Annotated in this window: 11 protein-coding genes and 1 pseudogene; 7 read left to right on the forward strand and 5 right to left on the reverse strand. The window is 70.4% G+C overall.

The window, feature by feature from the left end:
* Nucleotides 1-218: 218 nt before the first annotated feature.
* Together Acor_RS40700 and mfd are read right to left on the reverse strand one after the other, a co-directional pair.
* Nucleotides 219-875: a SurA N-terminal domain-containing protein gene (locus Acor_RS40700; protein ID WP_155342100.1), complete on the reverse strand. Its 657-nt coding sequence runs from the start codon at nucleotides 873-875 to the stop codon at nucleotides 219-221.
* A gap of 42 nt (nucleotides 876-917) precedes the next feature.
* On the reverse strand, nucleotides 918-4,469 hold the full coding sequence (mfd, locus tag Acor_RS40705; protein WP_246239830.1) for a transcription-repair coupling factor: 3,552 nt from the start codon (nucleotides 4,467-4,469) through the stop codon (nucleotides 918-920).
* A gap of 186 nt (nucleotides 4,470-4,655) precedes the next feature.
* Between mfd and Acor_RS40710 the strand changes: the two genes are divergently transcribed.
* Entirely contained in the window at nucleotides 4,656-5,375 is a 720-nt protein-coding gene (locus Acor_RS40710; RefSeq protein WP_155342101.1) for a class I SAM-dependent methyltransferase, read from the forward strand.
* On the opposite strand, the gene Acor_RS40715 is transcribed toward Acor_RS40710, so the two are convergent.
* Nucleotides 5,368-6,573 (reverse strand): hypothetical protein, encoded by a 1,206-nt coding sequence (locus Acor_RS40715; protein ID WP_155342102.1) that lies wholly within the window; start codon nucleotides 6,571-6,573, stop codon nucleotides 5,368-5,370. The genes Acor_RS40710 and Acor_RS40715 overlap by 8 nt on opposite strands.
* The gene (locus Acor_RS40720; protein ID WP_155342103.1) at nucleotides 6,570-7,082 is read right to left on the reverse strand and encodes a SigE family RNA polymerase sigma factor; all 513 of its coding nucleotides are present in this window, start codon (nucleotides 7,080-7,082) and stop codon (nucleotides 6,570-6,572) included. Before Acor_RS40720 ends, Acor_RS40715 begins: the two co-directional genes overlap by 4 nt.
* Before the next feature lie 62 nt (nucleotides 7,083-7,144).
* Between Acor_RS40720 and cysC the strand changes: the two genes are divergently transcribed.
* On the forward strand, nucleotides 7,145-8,374 hold the full coding sequence (cysC, locus tag Acor_RS40725; RefSeq protein WP_281353313.1) for an adenylyl-sulfate kinase: 1,230 nt from the start codon (nucleotides 7,145-7,147) through the stop codon (nucleotides 8,372-8,374).
* A gap of 36 nt (nucleotides 8,375-8,410) precedes the next feature.
* On the opposite strand, the gene Acor_RS40730 is transcribed toward cysC, so the two are convergent.
* Nucleotides 8,411-9,439: a glycoside hydrolase family 26 protein gene (locus Acor_RS40730; protein ID WP_246239831.1), complete on the reverse strand. Its 1,029-nt coding sequence runs from the start codon at nucleotides 9,437-9,439 to the stop codon at nucleotides 8,411-8,413.
* Nucleotides 9,440-9,634: 195 nt separating this feature from the next.
* Between Acor_RS40730 and Acor_RS40735 the strand changes: the two genes are divergently transcribed.
* From Acor_RS40735 to Acor_RS43875, 5 genes and pseudogenes are all read left to right on the forward strand, one after another.
* A complete protein-coding gene (locus Acor_RS40735; RefSeq protein ID WP_155342106.1) occupies nucleotides 9,635-10,783 on the forward strand; it encodes a YveK family protein in 1,149 nt (382 codons plus the stop codon).
* Nucleotides 10,780-12,039: a hypothetical protein gene (locus Acor_RS40740; protein WP_155342107.1), complete on the forward strand. Its 1,260-nt coding sequence runs from the start codon at nucleotides 10,780-10,782 to the stop codon at nucleotides 12,037-12,039. Before Acor_RS40735 ends, Acor_RS40740 begins: the two co-directional genes overlap by 4 nt.
* Entirely contained in the window at nucleotides 12,036-12,932 is an 897-nt protein-coding gene (locus Acor_RS40745) for a phosphotransferase (RefSeq protein ID WP_155342108.1), read from the forward strand. Before Acor_RS40740 ends, Acor_RS40745 begins: the two co-directional genes overlap by 4 nt.
* Nucleotides 12,929-13,780, forward strand: coding sequence for a sulfotransferase domain-containing protein (locus Acor_RS40750; RefSeq protein ID WP_155342109.1), 852 nt, complete (start codon nucleotides 12,929-12,931; stop codon nucleotides 13,778-13,780). The genes Acor_RS40745 and Acor_RS40750 overlap by 4 nt, the downstream gene beginning before the upstream one ends.
* A 36-nt stretch (nucleotides 13,781-13,816) precedes the next feature.
* Nucleotides 13,817-14,266: pseudogene (locus tag Acor_RS43875) on the forward strand (hypothetical protein); the annotation flags it as partial.

Consider the following 14,266-nt stretch of genomic DNA (forward strand, 5'->3'; position numbering starts at 1 on the left):
GGTGGGAGAACCACGTTGCCCGGCGGAGCCGACATCACCGCCACGGCAACCTACGGGGGCGGGCGGAGGCCCGCAACGATCCAAAGGGTGGGTGGGAGAACCACGCTCACCCGGCGAAGCCGAAATCACGGGCCAGGGCCTGGATGGGCGGAGAGCCGCGTCAAAACAAAAGGTGGGTGGGCATCCACGTCAAGCGATGCCCACCCACCCCGAAACGCTTAACCCGCCGGAGGGGCCTCGCCCTGAGCAGGGGGAGCCTCACCCTGGGCCGGCGGAGCCTCGCCCTGGGGGGCTGCCGGGGTGATGGAGCCGAAGCGGTTGCTGGGGACCCAGCCCTGGGCCGGGTCGAAGTTGCCGTAGCGGGGGTTGAACTTGACCGGGATCTTCTCGGCTTCGAGGCCGAGTTTCTGCTGCCCCGCCGTAGTAGCGGCCTCGTCGGTGCCGCCGCCGAGCTCGGTGATCATCTTCTGGGCGCTGATGGAAGCGCGCAGCCAGTCGCGGACGGACGACGGCGGGACACCACGCCCGAGCAGCGCCTGCTCGACCGACGCCTTCCCACCCTGCTGGGAGATGAAAGCATCGATCTCCCCCTCACTGATGACGACCCCGTTCGCCAGCCCCACCTGAGTGAACTGGTTGATATTCGCCAACTGCAGCAAAACCGCCTGGGGAACAGTCCCGGGCAGCTGCACCTGGTCGGCGGGGATCTTCGCCGCCGACATGGCGGCCTCGAAGTCGCGCACCCCGTTGTCCAGCTGCTCGCTGGTGATGCGCTGGTCGCCGACGGTGGCGGCGGCTCCGACCTGGAGCGGGCCGCACGCGGTCAGGGTGGCGGCGGCGACCACTATGGCCAGCAGAACGCGCTGTGCTTTCACGATTGAATCCTCCGACGACCTCAGCTAGGCGAAGTCACCCTATCAACGGGAGCTCCTGCTCTGGCCTTGGGCGGCGGCTGCCCGCTGGGGTTCGAGGAACATGGCCTCGATCAGGTCGCCGCACCACCTGAGCAGTTCCAGGTCCCGAAGCGGCTGGCCACCGATGGGTTTGGTCTTGGGGACGGGCACCAGCATGGTCTCGGTCGCCTGCTTGACGAGCGCCTTCGGGTAGAGCCGCTGCAGCCGTACCTGCTGGGAGTCCTTGAAAACTACAGGCGCGAACTTGATGTTGGCGCCCATCAGCTGCACGTCGGTGAGCCCGGCCTTGCGGGCCCTGATCCGGAAGCGGGCGACTTCGAGGAGGCTGTCGACTTCGGCGGGGAGGCGTCCGTACCGGTCGGTGAGCTCGTCGCGGACGGCGGTGATGTCCTCTTCCGCGGCGATCGCGGCGATCCGCTTGTACGCCTCCAGGCGGAGGCGCTCACTGGTCACGTAGTCGTGCGGGATGTGCGCGTTGATGGGGAGTTCGACCTTGACGTCCTGCTGCTCGGTCACGACCTCGCCGGAGAGCTTCTGCTTCTGCTCCTGGACGGCTTCGGCCATCATCCGCACATACAGGTCGAAGCCGACGCCCTGGATGTGGCCGGACTGCTCGGCGCCCAGGATGTTGCCCGCGCCGCGGATCTCCAGGTCCTTCATCGCCACGTACATGCCCGCGCCCATCTCGGTGTGCTGCGCGATGGTGGCGAGCCGCTCGTGCGCGGTCTCGGTGAGCGGATTCTCCGGCGGGTAGAGGAAGTAGGCGTAACCGCGTTCCCGCCCACGCCCGACCCGCCCCCGCAGCTGGTGCAGCTGGCTGAGCCCGTAACTGTCGGCCCGGTCCACGATCAGCGTGTTCGCGTTGGGCACGTCAAGACCGGATTCCACGATCGTGGTGGACACCAGCAGGTCGTACTCCCGCTCCCAGAACCCGACCATGATGCGTTCCAGCTGCTGCTCGTTCATCTGCCCGTGCGCGACCGCGATCCGCGCCTCGGGCACCAGCTCGTGCAGCCGGGCGGCCACCTTGTCGATGCTGCGCACCCGGTTGTGCACGAAGAACACCTGCCCGTCGCGCATCAGCTCGCGCCGGATCGCGGCCCCGATCTGCTTCTCGTCGTACGGCCCGACGAAGGTCAGGATCGGATGCCGTTCCTCCGGCGGGGTCAGGATGGTGGACATCTCCCGGATGCCGGTCAGGCCCATCTCCAGCGTCCGCGGGATCGGCGTGGCCGACATGGCCAGCACGTCCACCTGGGTGCGCAGGTGCTTCATCTGCTCCTTGTGCTCGACCCCGAACCGCTGCTCCTCGTCCACGATGATCAGCCCGAGGTCCTTGAACCGGACTTCCGGCGAGAACAGCCGGTGGGTGCCGATCACCACGTCCACGCCGCCGGTCTTGAGCCCTTCCAGGGTGTCCTTCACCTCGGCGTCGGTTTGAAAGCGGGAGACCGGTTTGACCATGACGGGGAAGTTCGCGAACCGCTCCCCGAACGTGGACAGGTGCTGCTGGACCAGCAGCGTGGTCGGCACCAGCACGGCCACCTGCTTGCCGTCCTGGACCGCCTTGAAGGCCGCCCTGACCGCGATCTCGGTCTTGCCGTAGCCGACGTCGCCGCAGATCAGCCGGTCCATCGGAATGGGACGTTCCATGTCGCGCTTGACTTCGTCGATGGCTTCCAGCTGGTCGCCGGTCTCCGCGTAGGGGAAGGCGTCCTCCATCTCGCGCTGCCAGGGCGAGTCGGCCGCGAACGGGTGTCCCGGCGAGGCCATCCGGGCCGAGTAGAGCCGGATCAGCTCGCCGGCGATCTCCTTGACGGCCTTCTTGGCCCGGGTCTTGGCCTTGGCCCAGTCGGCGCCGCCCATCCGGTTGAGGGTGGGCGACTCGCCGCCGACGTAGCGGGTGACCTCGTCGAGCTGGTCGGTGGGGACGTAGAGGCGGTCGCCCTTGGCGTACTCGATGACGAGGTATTCGCGGGTGGCGCCCTGGACGGTCCGCTGGACCATCTCGATGTAGCGGCCGACGCCGTGCTGCTCGTGCACGACGTGGTCGCCGATCTTGAGCTGGAGCGGGTCGACCATGTTCCGCCGCCGGGACGGCAGCCGCCGCATGTCCTTGGTCGACGCCTTCTGCCCGACCAGGTCCAGGTGGGTGAGGACGGCAAGGCCGCCGGTGACGAAGCCGTGCTCCAGCCGCCCGGTGGTCACGTGCACCACGTCACGCCCCGGCGGCGTGCCGATCGACGGCACCAGCCGGGCCGCCACGTCGACGCCCTTCAGCAGCTCGACCATCCGCTCGGCCGGGCCGTGGCCCTCGCTGAGCAGCACCACAGAACGCCCAGAGCCGAGCCAGCCCTTGATGTCGCCGAGCGCCCGCTGGGTGTCGCCCCGGTAAGCCTCGACGTCGTGCGCCGCCAGCTCCACCCCGTCACCGAACGGCGCGATGCTCCACCACGGCTGGCCGAGCTCGCCGGCGTGCGCGCGCACCTCCTCCAGCGTGCGGAACGCGGCCGCGTCCAGGTCGATCGGCGCCTCGCCGCCCGCGGCGGCGGTGATCCAGGACGCCTCCAGGAACTCCTGGCTGGTACGGACGAGCTCCACCGCCCTGCTGCGAATCCGCTCCGGATCGCACACGAACACGGCGGACCGCGCGGCCAGGTGGTCGACCAGCAGGTCCATCCCCCCGGCCAGCACGGGCGCGAACGCCTCCATGCCCTCCACCGGCACACCCTCGGCCAGCTGGTCCAGGATCTCCTTCAACGCCGGATGCCGCTCGGCCAGCTCCGTGGCCCGCTCCCGGACCTCCGGCGTGAGCAGCAGCTCCCGGCAGGGCGCGGCGAACAGGCCGTCCTGGGCGACTTCGAGCGAGCGCTGGTCGGCGACCTTGAACCAGCGGATCTCCTCCACCGTGTCGCCCCAGAACTCCAGCCGCAGCGGGTGCTCCTCGGTCGGCGGGAACACGTCGAGCAGGCCGCCGCGGACGGCCACCTCGCCGCGCTTCTCCACCATGTCGACCCGGTGGTAGCCGTTCTCGACCAGGCGGGCGACCACGTCGTCGAGTTCGGCGTCGTCGCCGGCCCTGAGCCGGACCGGCTGGAGGTCGCCGAGCCCGGCCACGATGGGCTGCAGGACCGCGCGGACCGGGGCCACCACCACCCGCACCGGGCCCGCCGACTGGTCGCCGGCGACCGGGTGGGCGAGGCGGCGGAGCACGGCCAGGCGCTGGCCGACGGTGTCGCTGCGCGGCGAGAGCCGCTCGTGCGGCAGGGTCTCCCAGGCGGGGAAGACCGCGACGGCGGGGTCGGGCAGCAGGCTGGTCAGGGCGGCGGCCAGGTCCTCGGCCTCGCGGCCGGTGGCGGTGATGGCGAGCACCGGGCGGGTGCGGGCCAGCGCGGCCACCGCGAACGGGCGCAGCGCGGCGGGCGCGACCAGGTCGGCGCCCACCTGGTCGGTCAGCGCCTCGGTCAGCTGCGGATCGGCGGCGACCAGGTCGAGCAGGCCGGAGAGCGCGCCGGACAGAGCGGCTTCGGACGTCGGCATCGTGTTTTCGGACATCGCCTAAGGCCCCCACTTGAGTGCACCGCCGCGCCGCCTTAACCCGTTCGAGGGCAGCACGAACATCCCGGAGCCTGTTTGGGACCGGGGGTATGCCTCCAAGGCTACTTCCCCCGGCGAGGGCGTCGCGGGCGAGTCGGGCCGAATCCGCAACGATCATGTAGTCGATTGGCTACCCTTCGTGACATGCCTGACGTGCGATTGACCACTGCGGGTGGCGTCTTCAGCCAGCGGATCCGCGAGCAGTGGAACGAGCAGCTGGGCCGCCGGCTCGACATCCTGGTCGCCGGCTGCGGCCGCGGCATCCCGCTGGAGCTGGACCAGATCGAGGCCCGGGTGACCGGCGTGGACGAGGACCGCCCCGGCCTGCGGGCCGCCACCAAGGCCAGGGCCGACCTGGACTCCTGGTCGCTGGGCGACCTGCGCTCGGTGCCGCTGGTGCCCCGCTCGTACGACGTGGTCTGCGTGGAGTTCCTGCTCGAACGCATCCCGCACGCGGAGCTGGTGCTGGACCGGATGGTCAACGGGCTGCGCCCCGGCGGGCTGCTGCTGATCCGGATGCGCGACCGGAAATCGGCGTACGGGTTCCTGGACAGAAAAGCGGTCTGCCGGGGGCTGCTGTGGCGCTGGCTGGGTCCCGCCGACGTCGCCGGGCCGCTTCCGGCGATCTACGAGACGGTGTCGTCGCGGGAGGGCATTCACGCGTACTGCCTGATGCGCGGCCTGATGATCGCCGAGGATCACGCGCTGACCAGCGGCCCGGCCAGGCTCGGGCCGCGCGGCGGCTTCGTGGCCGGGCTGTGCCGGACGGTCGGCGGTCTCTCGGCCGGCCGCCTGGCCCCCGACCACGACGAGATCGCCCTGGTCATCCGGAAACCTCAGCACCATTTCGCCCGGCTCATCTGAGCGTGAGCTGCGGCTGCCAGGAGTCCGGATCGTTGGTGTTCTCCCGGTAGGTGGACAGCTGGACGACCTCCTTGCCGTCCAGGCTGACCAGCACGAGCGCCGCGTTGAACTCGTTCTGGCAGGAGCCCGCGCAGCCGAGCGCGATCAGGTGCTCGTCGTCGGCCCAGGCGAGCAGCCGGAGCATCGGCTGGACACCGACGACCTTCCCGGTGGCGCGATCCTTGACCACGGTCTGCGGCCCTGGCGGCTGGCCTCTGTCGGCGATGAGCTTTCCGTTGGGCGAGACCCCGGCCTCCTGGTTCAAGATCATCCCGTCGCTGGGATCCGGGCGCGGGTTCCCCTGCAGGTCGTAGAAGGCCTTGCCGGGCTCGGAGGACAGGAACTCGTAGATCAGCGTCCCGTCCTCGCTCCAGAGGAAGTCACGTCCGAAGTTGCCCATTCCGAGCGGATCTGAGCTGTTCGCGAGAACCGGCCGGAATGTGATCTGGCCGGTGCTGGCGTCCACGACGGCGAAGCCGGTCCTGTCGCTGGGCTCGGGCTGGAAGCTGGTGTGTTTCTTGTCCAGCCAGCGCGTCTCGTTGGGCGGCCCGGCGTAGGTGGTGACCAGCAGGCGGGTGCCGTCCGGCGACCAGTAGGCGGAGCCCGCGCCCTGTTCGACGCCGACCCAGCGGACCACCTGCCGGGTGGTCATGTCGAGGATGCCGACCCGATCGGCGGGCAGGTCCCCCTCCATGACGGCGGCGAACCGCAGCCCCCGCGCGACCTGCACCCACGACCAGTCAGCCTGCTCGTACCGGCCGGTGACCGGGTTGTACAGCGACCAGTGATACCGGAGGACCTCCGTGCCCCGGTCGGTCGGATCCCAGCTCAGGGTGGAGTACGCGGAGACGGCCACCCGCCCGGCGGCGATGAACGTCTTGGGCGGATTGTTGTCGGTGTCCACCTGGATGTCGCTGGGCGGCGGGCTGGCCACCGCGGTCACCGTGGCGTCGACCGCGGGCGCGGGCTTCTGACGGAACGTGCCGGGCAACACGAGCGCGCCGGTGACCACGGCTGCGGCCGTCACCACCGCCGCCAGCGCAGGCAGCCAGCGCCGACGCCGGCGTCGGCGCAAAGCCCGGTCGGCCAGGTCGGCGGGCACCCTGGCCTGCTCCGACCAGTCCCGGAGCGTCTCCCTGAGCAGGGTCTCCTCGTTCATCGGGTCAGCTCCTCCTGCGTGGGCGTGAGCTCGCGGGCCAGGGTGCGGAGCCGCGCCAGCGAGCGATGCGCGGTGCTCCGGACGGTGCCCACGGAGCAGCCCATGATCCGGGCGATCTCGTCCTCCGGCAGGTCCTCGAAGTAGCGCAGCACCAGCACCGCCCGCTGCCGGGCGGTCAGCCGGGACAGCGCCTGACGTAACGTCAGCCGCAGGTCGATCCGGCTGGTGTGGTCGCCCGCGACCCGCTCCGGCGGCTCGGCGACACTGGTCTCGTGCCGTCGCCAGGCCAGCCGCCAGGTGCTGACCTGCTGGTGGTACATGGTGCGCTTGACGTACGCCTCGGGGTCGTCGATCCGGGCCCAGCGCGTCACCGCCTTGGCGAGCGAGGTCTGGACCAGGTCCTCGGCCGCGTGCTGATCGCCGCCGGTGAGCAGGTAGGCCAGGCCCATCAAGGCGGGTGATCTCGCTGATACGAATTCGCGGAAACCGCGTTCGTCAGCTGCGTCCACGACCACCTCCTCCTAGAGCTAATGTCAGCCTCTAAGACGCCTTCGGGCGAGGTCCCCTATGCCTGAGATCGGAAATTCGACAGATGACCGAATGGACGCCCGACGCGCGCGAGCTGGCTGACCTGGAACTCCTGCTGTCCGGCGCGTTCGCGCCGCTGACCGGGTTCCTGGGCGCCACCGACGTCACGAGCGTGACGGAGCGCGGGCAACTCGCCGACGGCGCGCCGTGGCCGGACGCGATCACGCTGGCGCTTCCCGACGACCTCGGCGACCAGATCACCCTGACCGACCCGGAGGGCGCGGCCCTGGCCGTCCTGCACGTGACAGAACGGGACGGCCACCACGTCGCCGGCCGTCTCGAAGCGGTCGGCGCCCCCGTCTACGGCCCGTTCGCCCGCCTCCGCCGCACCCCGGCGGAAGTCCGCAAGGACCTCCCCGACGACGTCCTCGCCGTGACCATGCGCGGCCCCCTCGACTCGGCCGCCGTCGAGGACATCGCGGCCACCGCGGAAGAACTCGACGCCGCCGTCCTCCTGCTCCCCCTCGTGTACGGCGAAGCGGGCCCGGCCGTCGTCCGCGCCGCGCTCAAAGCCTCCGCCGAACTGCCGGGTTCGACCGTCGTCGCGGTGCCGCTCGCCCCCCGCGAGGACGCTTTCATCGACCTGGAACTCCGCGAACACGTCGCCGCCAACTACGGCGCCACCGAGCACTACGCGGGCCCTGCCCCGGTCAGCCTCCCCGGCCCGCCGCACCGGCGCGGCCTGGTGGTCTTCTTCACCGGCCTGTCCGGCTCCGGCAAGTCGACCGTGGCGCGCGGCCTGCGCGACGCCCTGCTGGAGCGCGGCGGCCGGTCGGTGACCTTCCTGGACGGCGACGTGGTCCGGCGGCTCCTGTCCAAGGGCCTGACCTTCTCCCGCGAGGACCGCGACCTGAACATCCGCAGGATCGGCTTCGTCGCCGCCGAGGTGGCCCGCCACGGCGGCCTGGCCATCTGCGCCCCGATCGCCCCGCACGCGGACACCCGCGACGAGGCGCGCGAGATGGCGGAGTCGGTGGGCGCGGACTTCGTGCTCGTGCACGTCTCGACGCCGCTGGAAGAGTGCGAACGCCGCGACCGCAAGGGCCTGTACGCGAAGGCGCGCGCCGGACTGATCCCGGAATTCACCGGGATCTCCGCCCCCTACGAGGAGCCCGACGACGCCGACCTCGAACTCGACACCACCGACATGCCGATCGACCGCGCCGTCTCGAGGGTGCTCACCCACCTCACCGCGGGCGGCTGGGTGCGCTGATCACTGCTCGGGTCGCTGCTCGGGTCACTGCTCGGGTCACTGCTCGGGGACCTTGGTCGCCGTGAAGTGCCGTTCCCGGGCCAGCCGGGCGAAGGCCGCCGCCCCCTCCGGGGTGGTGTCGAACCGGGTGTCCCCGCGCGGCGCGAACGCCGAGTCGAAGTAGACGAGCGCCTTGATCTGCGGATAGTCCCGGATCTGCAGGCGCACGGACGCAAAGAAGTCGGACTTGAACTTGGGGGCGGACCGCCGCTCGAAAGCCCCCCACTCGGACACCATGATCGGCTTGCCCGGGAACCGGGACTGCGTCCAGCGGTAGAACCCCGGCCACCCCGGGTGGTCGGGCCTGGTCTTGTCGACCAGCGTGGCGAAGTCACTGACCCGCTCATCCGCGTACGGATCGAGCCCGATCCAGTCGACCACGTCGTCACCGGGATAGAGCCGGTCGAACCACGGCTTGGTGGCCCAGTTGGGGGCACCCATGTACGTCATGACGGTCACCGCGTTCCGCACCCCCTTCTCCCGCAGCCGGTTCACCACATGGCGGTACATGGCCGCGTAGTCCTGCGCCGTCATGCCTGGTTTGGCGCGCACGTCGTCTTCCGGCTCATGATGAATCGTCAGGAAGAAGCGCCCGGGAAAGGTCCGGGTGATGTGCTCGGCGAGCGCGTCGATCCGCGGATCCAGCACGCCGCGCGCGATCTCCGCCCAGGTCCTGGTCCGCGACGGCTTCCAGTTGACCAGCAGCAGCCGCCGCCCCGAGGCCAGCTCGCGCTCCTTGTCGGTGGGGAACAGCTCCTCGCCGCGGTGGTAGACGTGCACGATGTCGGCCGGGCGGCCCATCCGCCGCTCGGCGCGCTCGATCGCGCGGTCCGGCGGGGTGCCGGTGAAGACGTCCGGCGCGATGCCCCACCACGCGCCGCAGGTGGGGATGAGTTTGTCGGTGACCACGCAGGTGGTCTCGTGGCTGAGGAGACCGTCCGGACGGGTGCCGATGCCGGTGCCGGAGGCGGGGGCGCACCCGGTGAGCAGGGCCAGCGCGAGGATCCCCCGTTTGACGATGAGCATGGGGTTCACCATTCCATCGGAGCCGGGCGCGGGTGGAGTGCTTTCTCATATCCCATGGCGGACATGTCCACGGAACGTCTGTTATTGTCCCGTGATTCGCCTGTGGAAAAACTTCAAAATTGGCTGGGGTAAAGGCCAAGGGAGCCTATAGTTCGTACTCTGTTTCGCTGTTCCCGCGCCACGACGAGGTTCCCAATGAGCTTGCCCCCGCACAGCCGGGATCTCGCCGAGTACGGCGCCGTGTTCCGGCGACGCCGCTGGCTGGTGACGATCTTCCTGCTGGGCGGGGTTGCGGCCGGGTTCGGCGCGCTGGCGGGCACGCCCCGGGCGTACACGTCGACGGCGGAGGTCCAGGTGCTGCCGACCGGCGTGCCGGAACAGGTCAATCAGATCACCCAACGCCAGCGTGAACCACTCAATTTGGATACCGAAGCCCAGATCGCCCAATCATCCGTGGTCGCCGCCAAGGCGGCCGAAATCCTGAAAAATACGAATCCGGAGGGGCTGCGGAATCGGGTCCGGGTCGATGTTCCGCCGAATTCCGGAATTCTCAGGATTTCGTTTGTAGCGCCCGATTCGCTGGGGGCGGCGGCGGGGGCGCAGGCATTCGCGGACGCGTATCTGAAGCATCGGGCGGACGCGGCCGGCCAGACGCTGCTGGCCCAGATGCGGGCGTTGCTCACCAAACTCCGCGAGGTCAACCTGGGGCTGACCAGGGCGGCGGCCACCATCGCCGTGCTGCCCAGGGGCACGGCCGAACGGGCGCTCGCCGCCCACCGGCAGGCGGTGCTGAGCCGGCAGTCCTACGCGCTCACGCTGAAGTACGACACGTTCAAGACCACCGCGATCACGCCCGGCAGCGTGATCAGCCAGGCCAGGCCGCCGGTCCGGACGAGTTCCCCCAGCCCACCGCTCTACCTGGGCAGCGGCCTGTTCGTCGGCCTGCTGGCCGGCGCGCTGTCGGCGTTCGCGCGGGACCGACTGGACACCCGGCTGCGCGTGCCCGCCGATATCGAACGGCTGACCACGCTGCCACTGCTGGCGCATCTCCCGGCCACGGATCGCGCCGGACTGAACGACACGCTCGCCGCCCTCCTGCCCGCCGGGCCGATCCTGCTGAAATCGGTTGGCACCGAGGCTGGTTCGGTGATCGTCGACGAGTTCTCCGGACTCAACCTCGTCACCACCGGACCCGCCCCCGTCGCGGTACTGCTGGTCGGACTCCAGCGGGCTCGGGCCTACGAGGTGGCCCGCTCAGCCCGCAGCCTGACCGGACGCGGCACGACCGTGCTCGGCGCACTCTCCGTACCGCCCGTCCTGCTCTCCCCGGAGCGCGCCCGGTGAGGACGGTCTGGCCGATCTGGGCGCTGCTGGTCGGCTACCCCGCCTGGTGGGCCCTCGGCTTCGGCGGCCTCTCGGTCATCGTGGTCGCCATCCCGATGCTGGTCATCCTGTCCCGGCGACGCCCGATCAAGGTCCCCAAGGGTTTCGGCCTGTGGGCTCTGCTGATCGCCGGCTACCTGCTCAGCGCCCTCACCCTCGCGGACACCCCCGACGGCACCTACGGCGACCTCACGGCCGGACGCGTGATCGGCTACGTGATGCGCCTGACCGTCTACCTGGCGCTCCTGGTCGTCGTGCTCTACCTGGGCAATCTCACCCACGAGGAACTCCCGCAGCTCACCCTCGTCCGCATGCTCGGCGCCCTGTTCGTCACCACCGTCGCGGGCGGCCTGCTCGGCGTGCTCTTCCCGCGCTTCGCCTTCACCTCGCCGGTCGAACTCGTGCTCCCCCGCTGGATCTCCGGCAACTCCTTCGTCACCAACCTGATCCACCCCACCGCCGCCCAGATCCAGCACGTGCTCGGCCACGCCTCCCCCCGCCCGGAAGCCCCCTTCGAATGGGCCAACGCCTGGGGCAGCAACGCCTCGGTGCTGATCATCTGGTTCCTGGTCGGCTGGTGGGGCCACGGCGGCCCGCTCCGCCGTACCCTCGCCGCCGTCCTGCTCGCCCTGGCCGCCATCCCGATCGTCTACTCCCTCAACCGCGGCCTCTGGCTCGGCCTCGGCCTCTCCCTCGCCTACCTCGCCCTCCGCTCCCGCCGCCCCCTGGCCGTGGGTACGGCGGTCGCCGCCGCGGCCACCGCCTTCCTGCTCTCCCCGCTCGCCTCGATGGTCGCCCAGCGCCTGGACAGCCCGCACAGCAACGACATCCGCGCCTTCACCGTCTCCGCCACCGTCCAGGCCGCCGCCGGCTCGCCGATCATCGGCTACGGCAACACCCGCAACGCGTTCGGCAACCACCGCTCGATCACCACCGGCAAGAGCGACTGGTGCGACACCTGCGGCCACCCGCCGCTGGGCAGCGACGGCCAGCTCTGGCTGCTGCTGATCACCCAGGGCTTCACCGGCGCGGTCCTGTACGCCGCGTTCTTCGCGGGAGCCGTCCGCCGGTACTGGACTGATCGCTCGCCTGTCGGGCAGGCGGGAGTGCTGGTGATGATGCTGGCGCTGTTCTACATGTTCATCTACGACGGCATGGTCACCGCGTTGAGCCTGTACCTGATCTCGTTCGCGCTGCTGTGGCGGAACGCCGCATGAGCGACGCCGACCTCCGACTGCGCTATCTCGACGAGGTGATCCCCTTGCTGTTCCCGCCATCGGCCCGCATGTCGGCCCGTACCCTGCTGCCGCATCGGCTGGTGCCCCGGCGCCTGGTTCCCCGCGCCCACTGGCACGTCGGCGGCCGGGTGCTGGTCGGCGACGGGCCGGACACGATCGAGACGTACCTGACCGAAGTCCTCGGCCAGCGAGTCCACACCGTGCTGCATGTGCGCCCCGCCCGGCGCGCCAACCGCAAGCCGATCCTGGAGGCGTACGGGGCGGGAGGGCTGGTCGGGTTCGTGAAGGTCGGTGACAGTGCCAGGGCCCGCGAGCTGGTCCGGCACGAGGCGGCGACCCTGCGTTCGCTGACCGAACGGCCGTTGAAGGTGGTGGTGCCACCGACCGTGCTGCACTTCGGCGAATGGCGCGAACTGGACGTGCTCGTCCTGTCGCCGTTGCCGGTCACCGGCCGGAAGGTCAGGCCCGCCCTGCTGGCCGCCGCCGTCACCGAGATCGCCGCGCTCGACCCCGCCGGAGCCTGGCACGGCGACTTCTCGCCCTGGAACATGGCCGCGGCCGGCGACGGCAGGCTGCTGGTCTGGGACTGGGAACGTTTCGGCGCCGGCGTCCCGCTCGGCTTCGACGCGCTGCACCACTTCTTCCAGAGCGCGCTCCGGCGGATGCGTCCCGCTCCGGCGGCACACGCCTGCGTCGCCCGAGCCGGCCGAACCCTGGAACCCTTCGGCCTCTCCTTCGCCGAAGCCCGCCTGACCGCCGCGCACTACCTGATCACCCAGGCCGACCGCCACCGCCGCGACGGCCACGAGCCGCTCGGCCCCGCCTCGACCTGGCTCAACCCCGTCCTCGACCAGCTGGAGGTGCTGCCGTGAGCGCCCTGAAAACCACCGCACACGCGGTCTCGATCACCGCCGGCCGGCTGACCGGAAGCGGCCGCCTGCTCCCGTCCTTCCTGATCATCGGCGCCCAGCGCTGCGGCACGACCTCCCTCTACCGCGCCCTCGCCCAGCACCCCCTGATGCTCAAACCCGTCCTCCGCAAGGGCGTGCACTTCTTCGACATGTCCTACCACCGGGGCCTGTCCTGGTATCGAGCGCACTTCCCGTTACGCGCCACCGCGAACCGCCTCGAATACCGGTACGGCCACCGGCCTCAGGCTTTCGAGTCCTCGCCCTACTACCTGTTCCATCCCCTCGCGGTCTCGCGGATCGCCTGGGACCTCCCCGGCGTGAAACTGATCGTCCTGGTCCGCGACCCCGTCGAACGCGCCTACTCCGCCCACGCCCACGAACTGGCCCGCGGCTTCGAAACCGAACCCTCCTTCGAGCGCGCCCTCGCCCTGGAGGAAGACCGCCTAACCGGCGCCGCCGACCTCCTCAAAGCGGACCCCTCCCACGTGAGCCACGCCCACCGCCACCAGGCGTACGTATCCCGTGGCCGGTACGCGGAACAGCTGGCCCGCCTGGATCTCCTGGTCGGCCGTGAACGCATCCTGGTCCTGGACAGCGGCACCTTCTTCATCGACCCCGAACCCACCTACGACCGCGTCCTCGAATTCCTCGGCCTCCCCCGCCTGACCGACCCCACCTTCGACCAGCACAACGCCCGCCCCCGCACCGAGATGCCCCCCGCCCTCCGGCACCAGCTATCCGAATATTTCCTGCCTTGGGATGTTCTGTTGCAGCCGTGGCTGGGCCATGTTCCCTCCTGGCGCCGCTGACCCATGCCCAAATTGCCCACGGGCGCACTGGCCGGCTTGACCAGCGCGACCGCCAATGCCGCCGCGCAGTTCCTGCTGGTGTTGATCGTCACTCGGATGTTGGACTTGGAGACCGCGGGGGAGTTCTTCACCGCGATGGCGCTGGCGCTGATGCTCGCCGGGATCCTCCGCCTCGATTCGGGCAACGGGTTGATCTATTTCCGCGCCCGCCAGGACACCGGGGCAGAGCCCCAAATACGCGACGACGGGGGCGGGGCGGGGGCCCCAGATGGTCAGCAAATGGCGAAGACCCCTGCACAACCAAACGGCCAGCGGATAGCGGAGGCCCCCAGGCAACCACATGGCTGGGGGGCGGCGGAGACCCCTGCACAACCAAATGGCCGCCGAGCGACGGAACCCTCCGGGCAACCAAACGGCCGGAGGGCGGCGGAGCCGCGCAACGGCGGGGGCGGGGCGGAGCCCCGAGGGGAAACAAAGGGTGGGTGG

It is taken from the genome of Acrocarpospora corrugata, from assembly GCF_009687845.1.
Lineage (GTDB): Bacteria > Actinomycetota > Actinomycetes > Streptosporangiales > Streptosporangiaceae > Acrocarpospora > Acrocarpospora corrugata.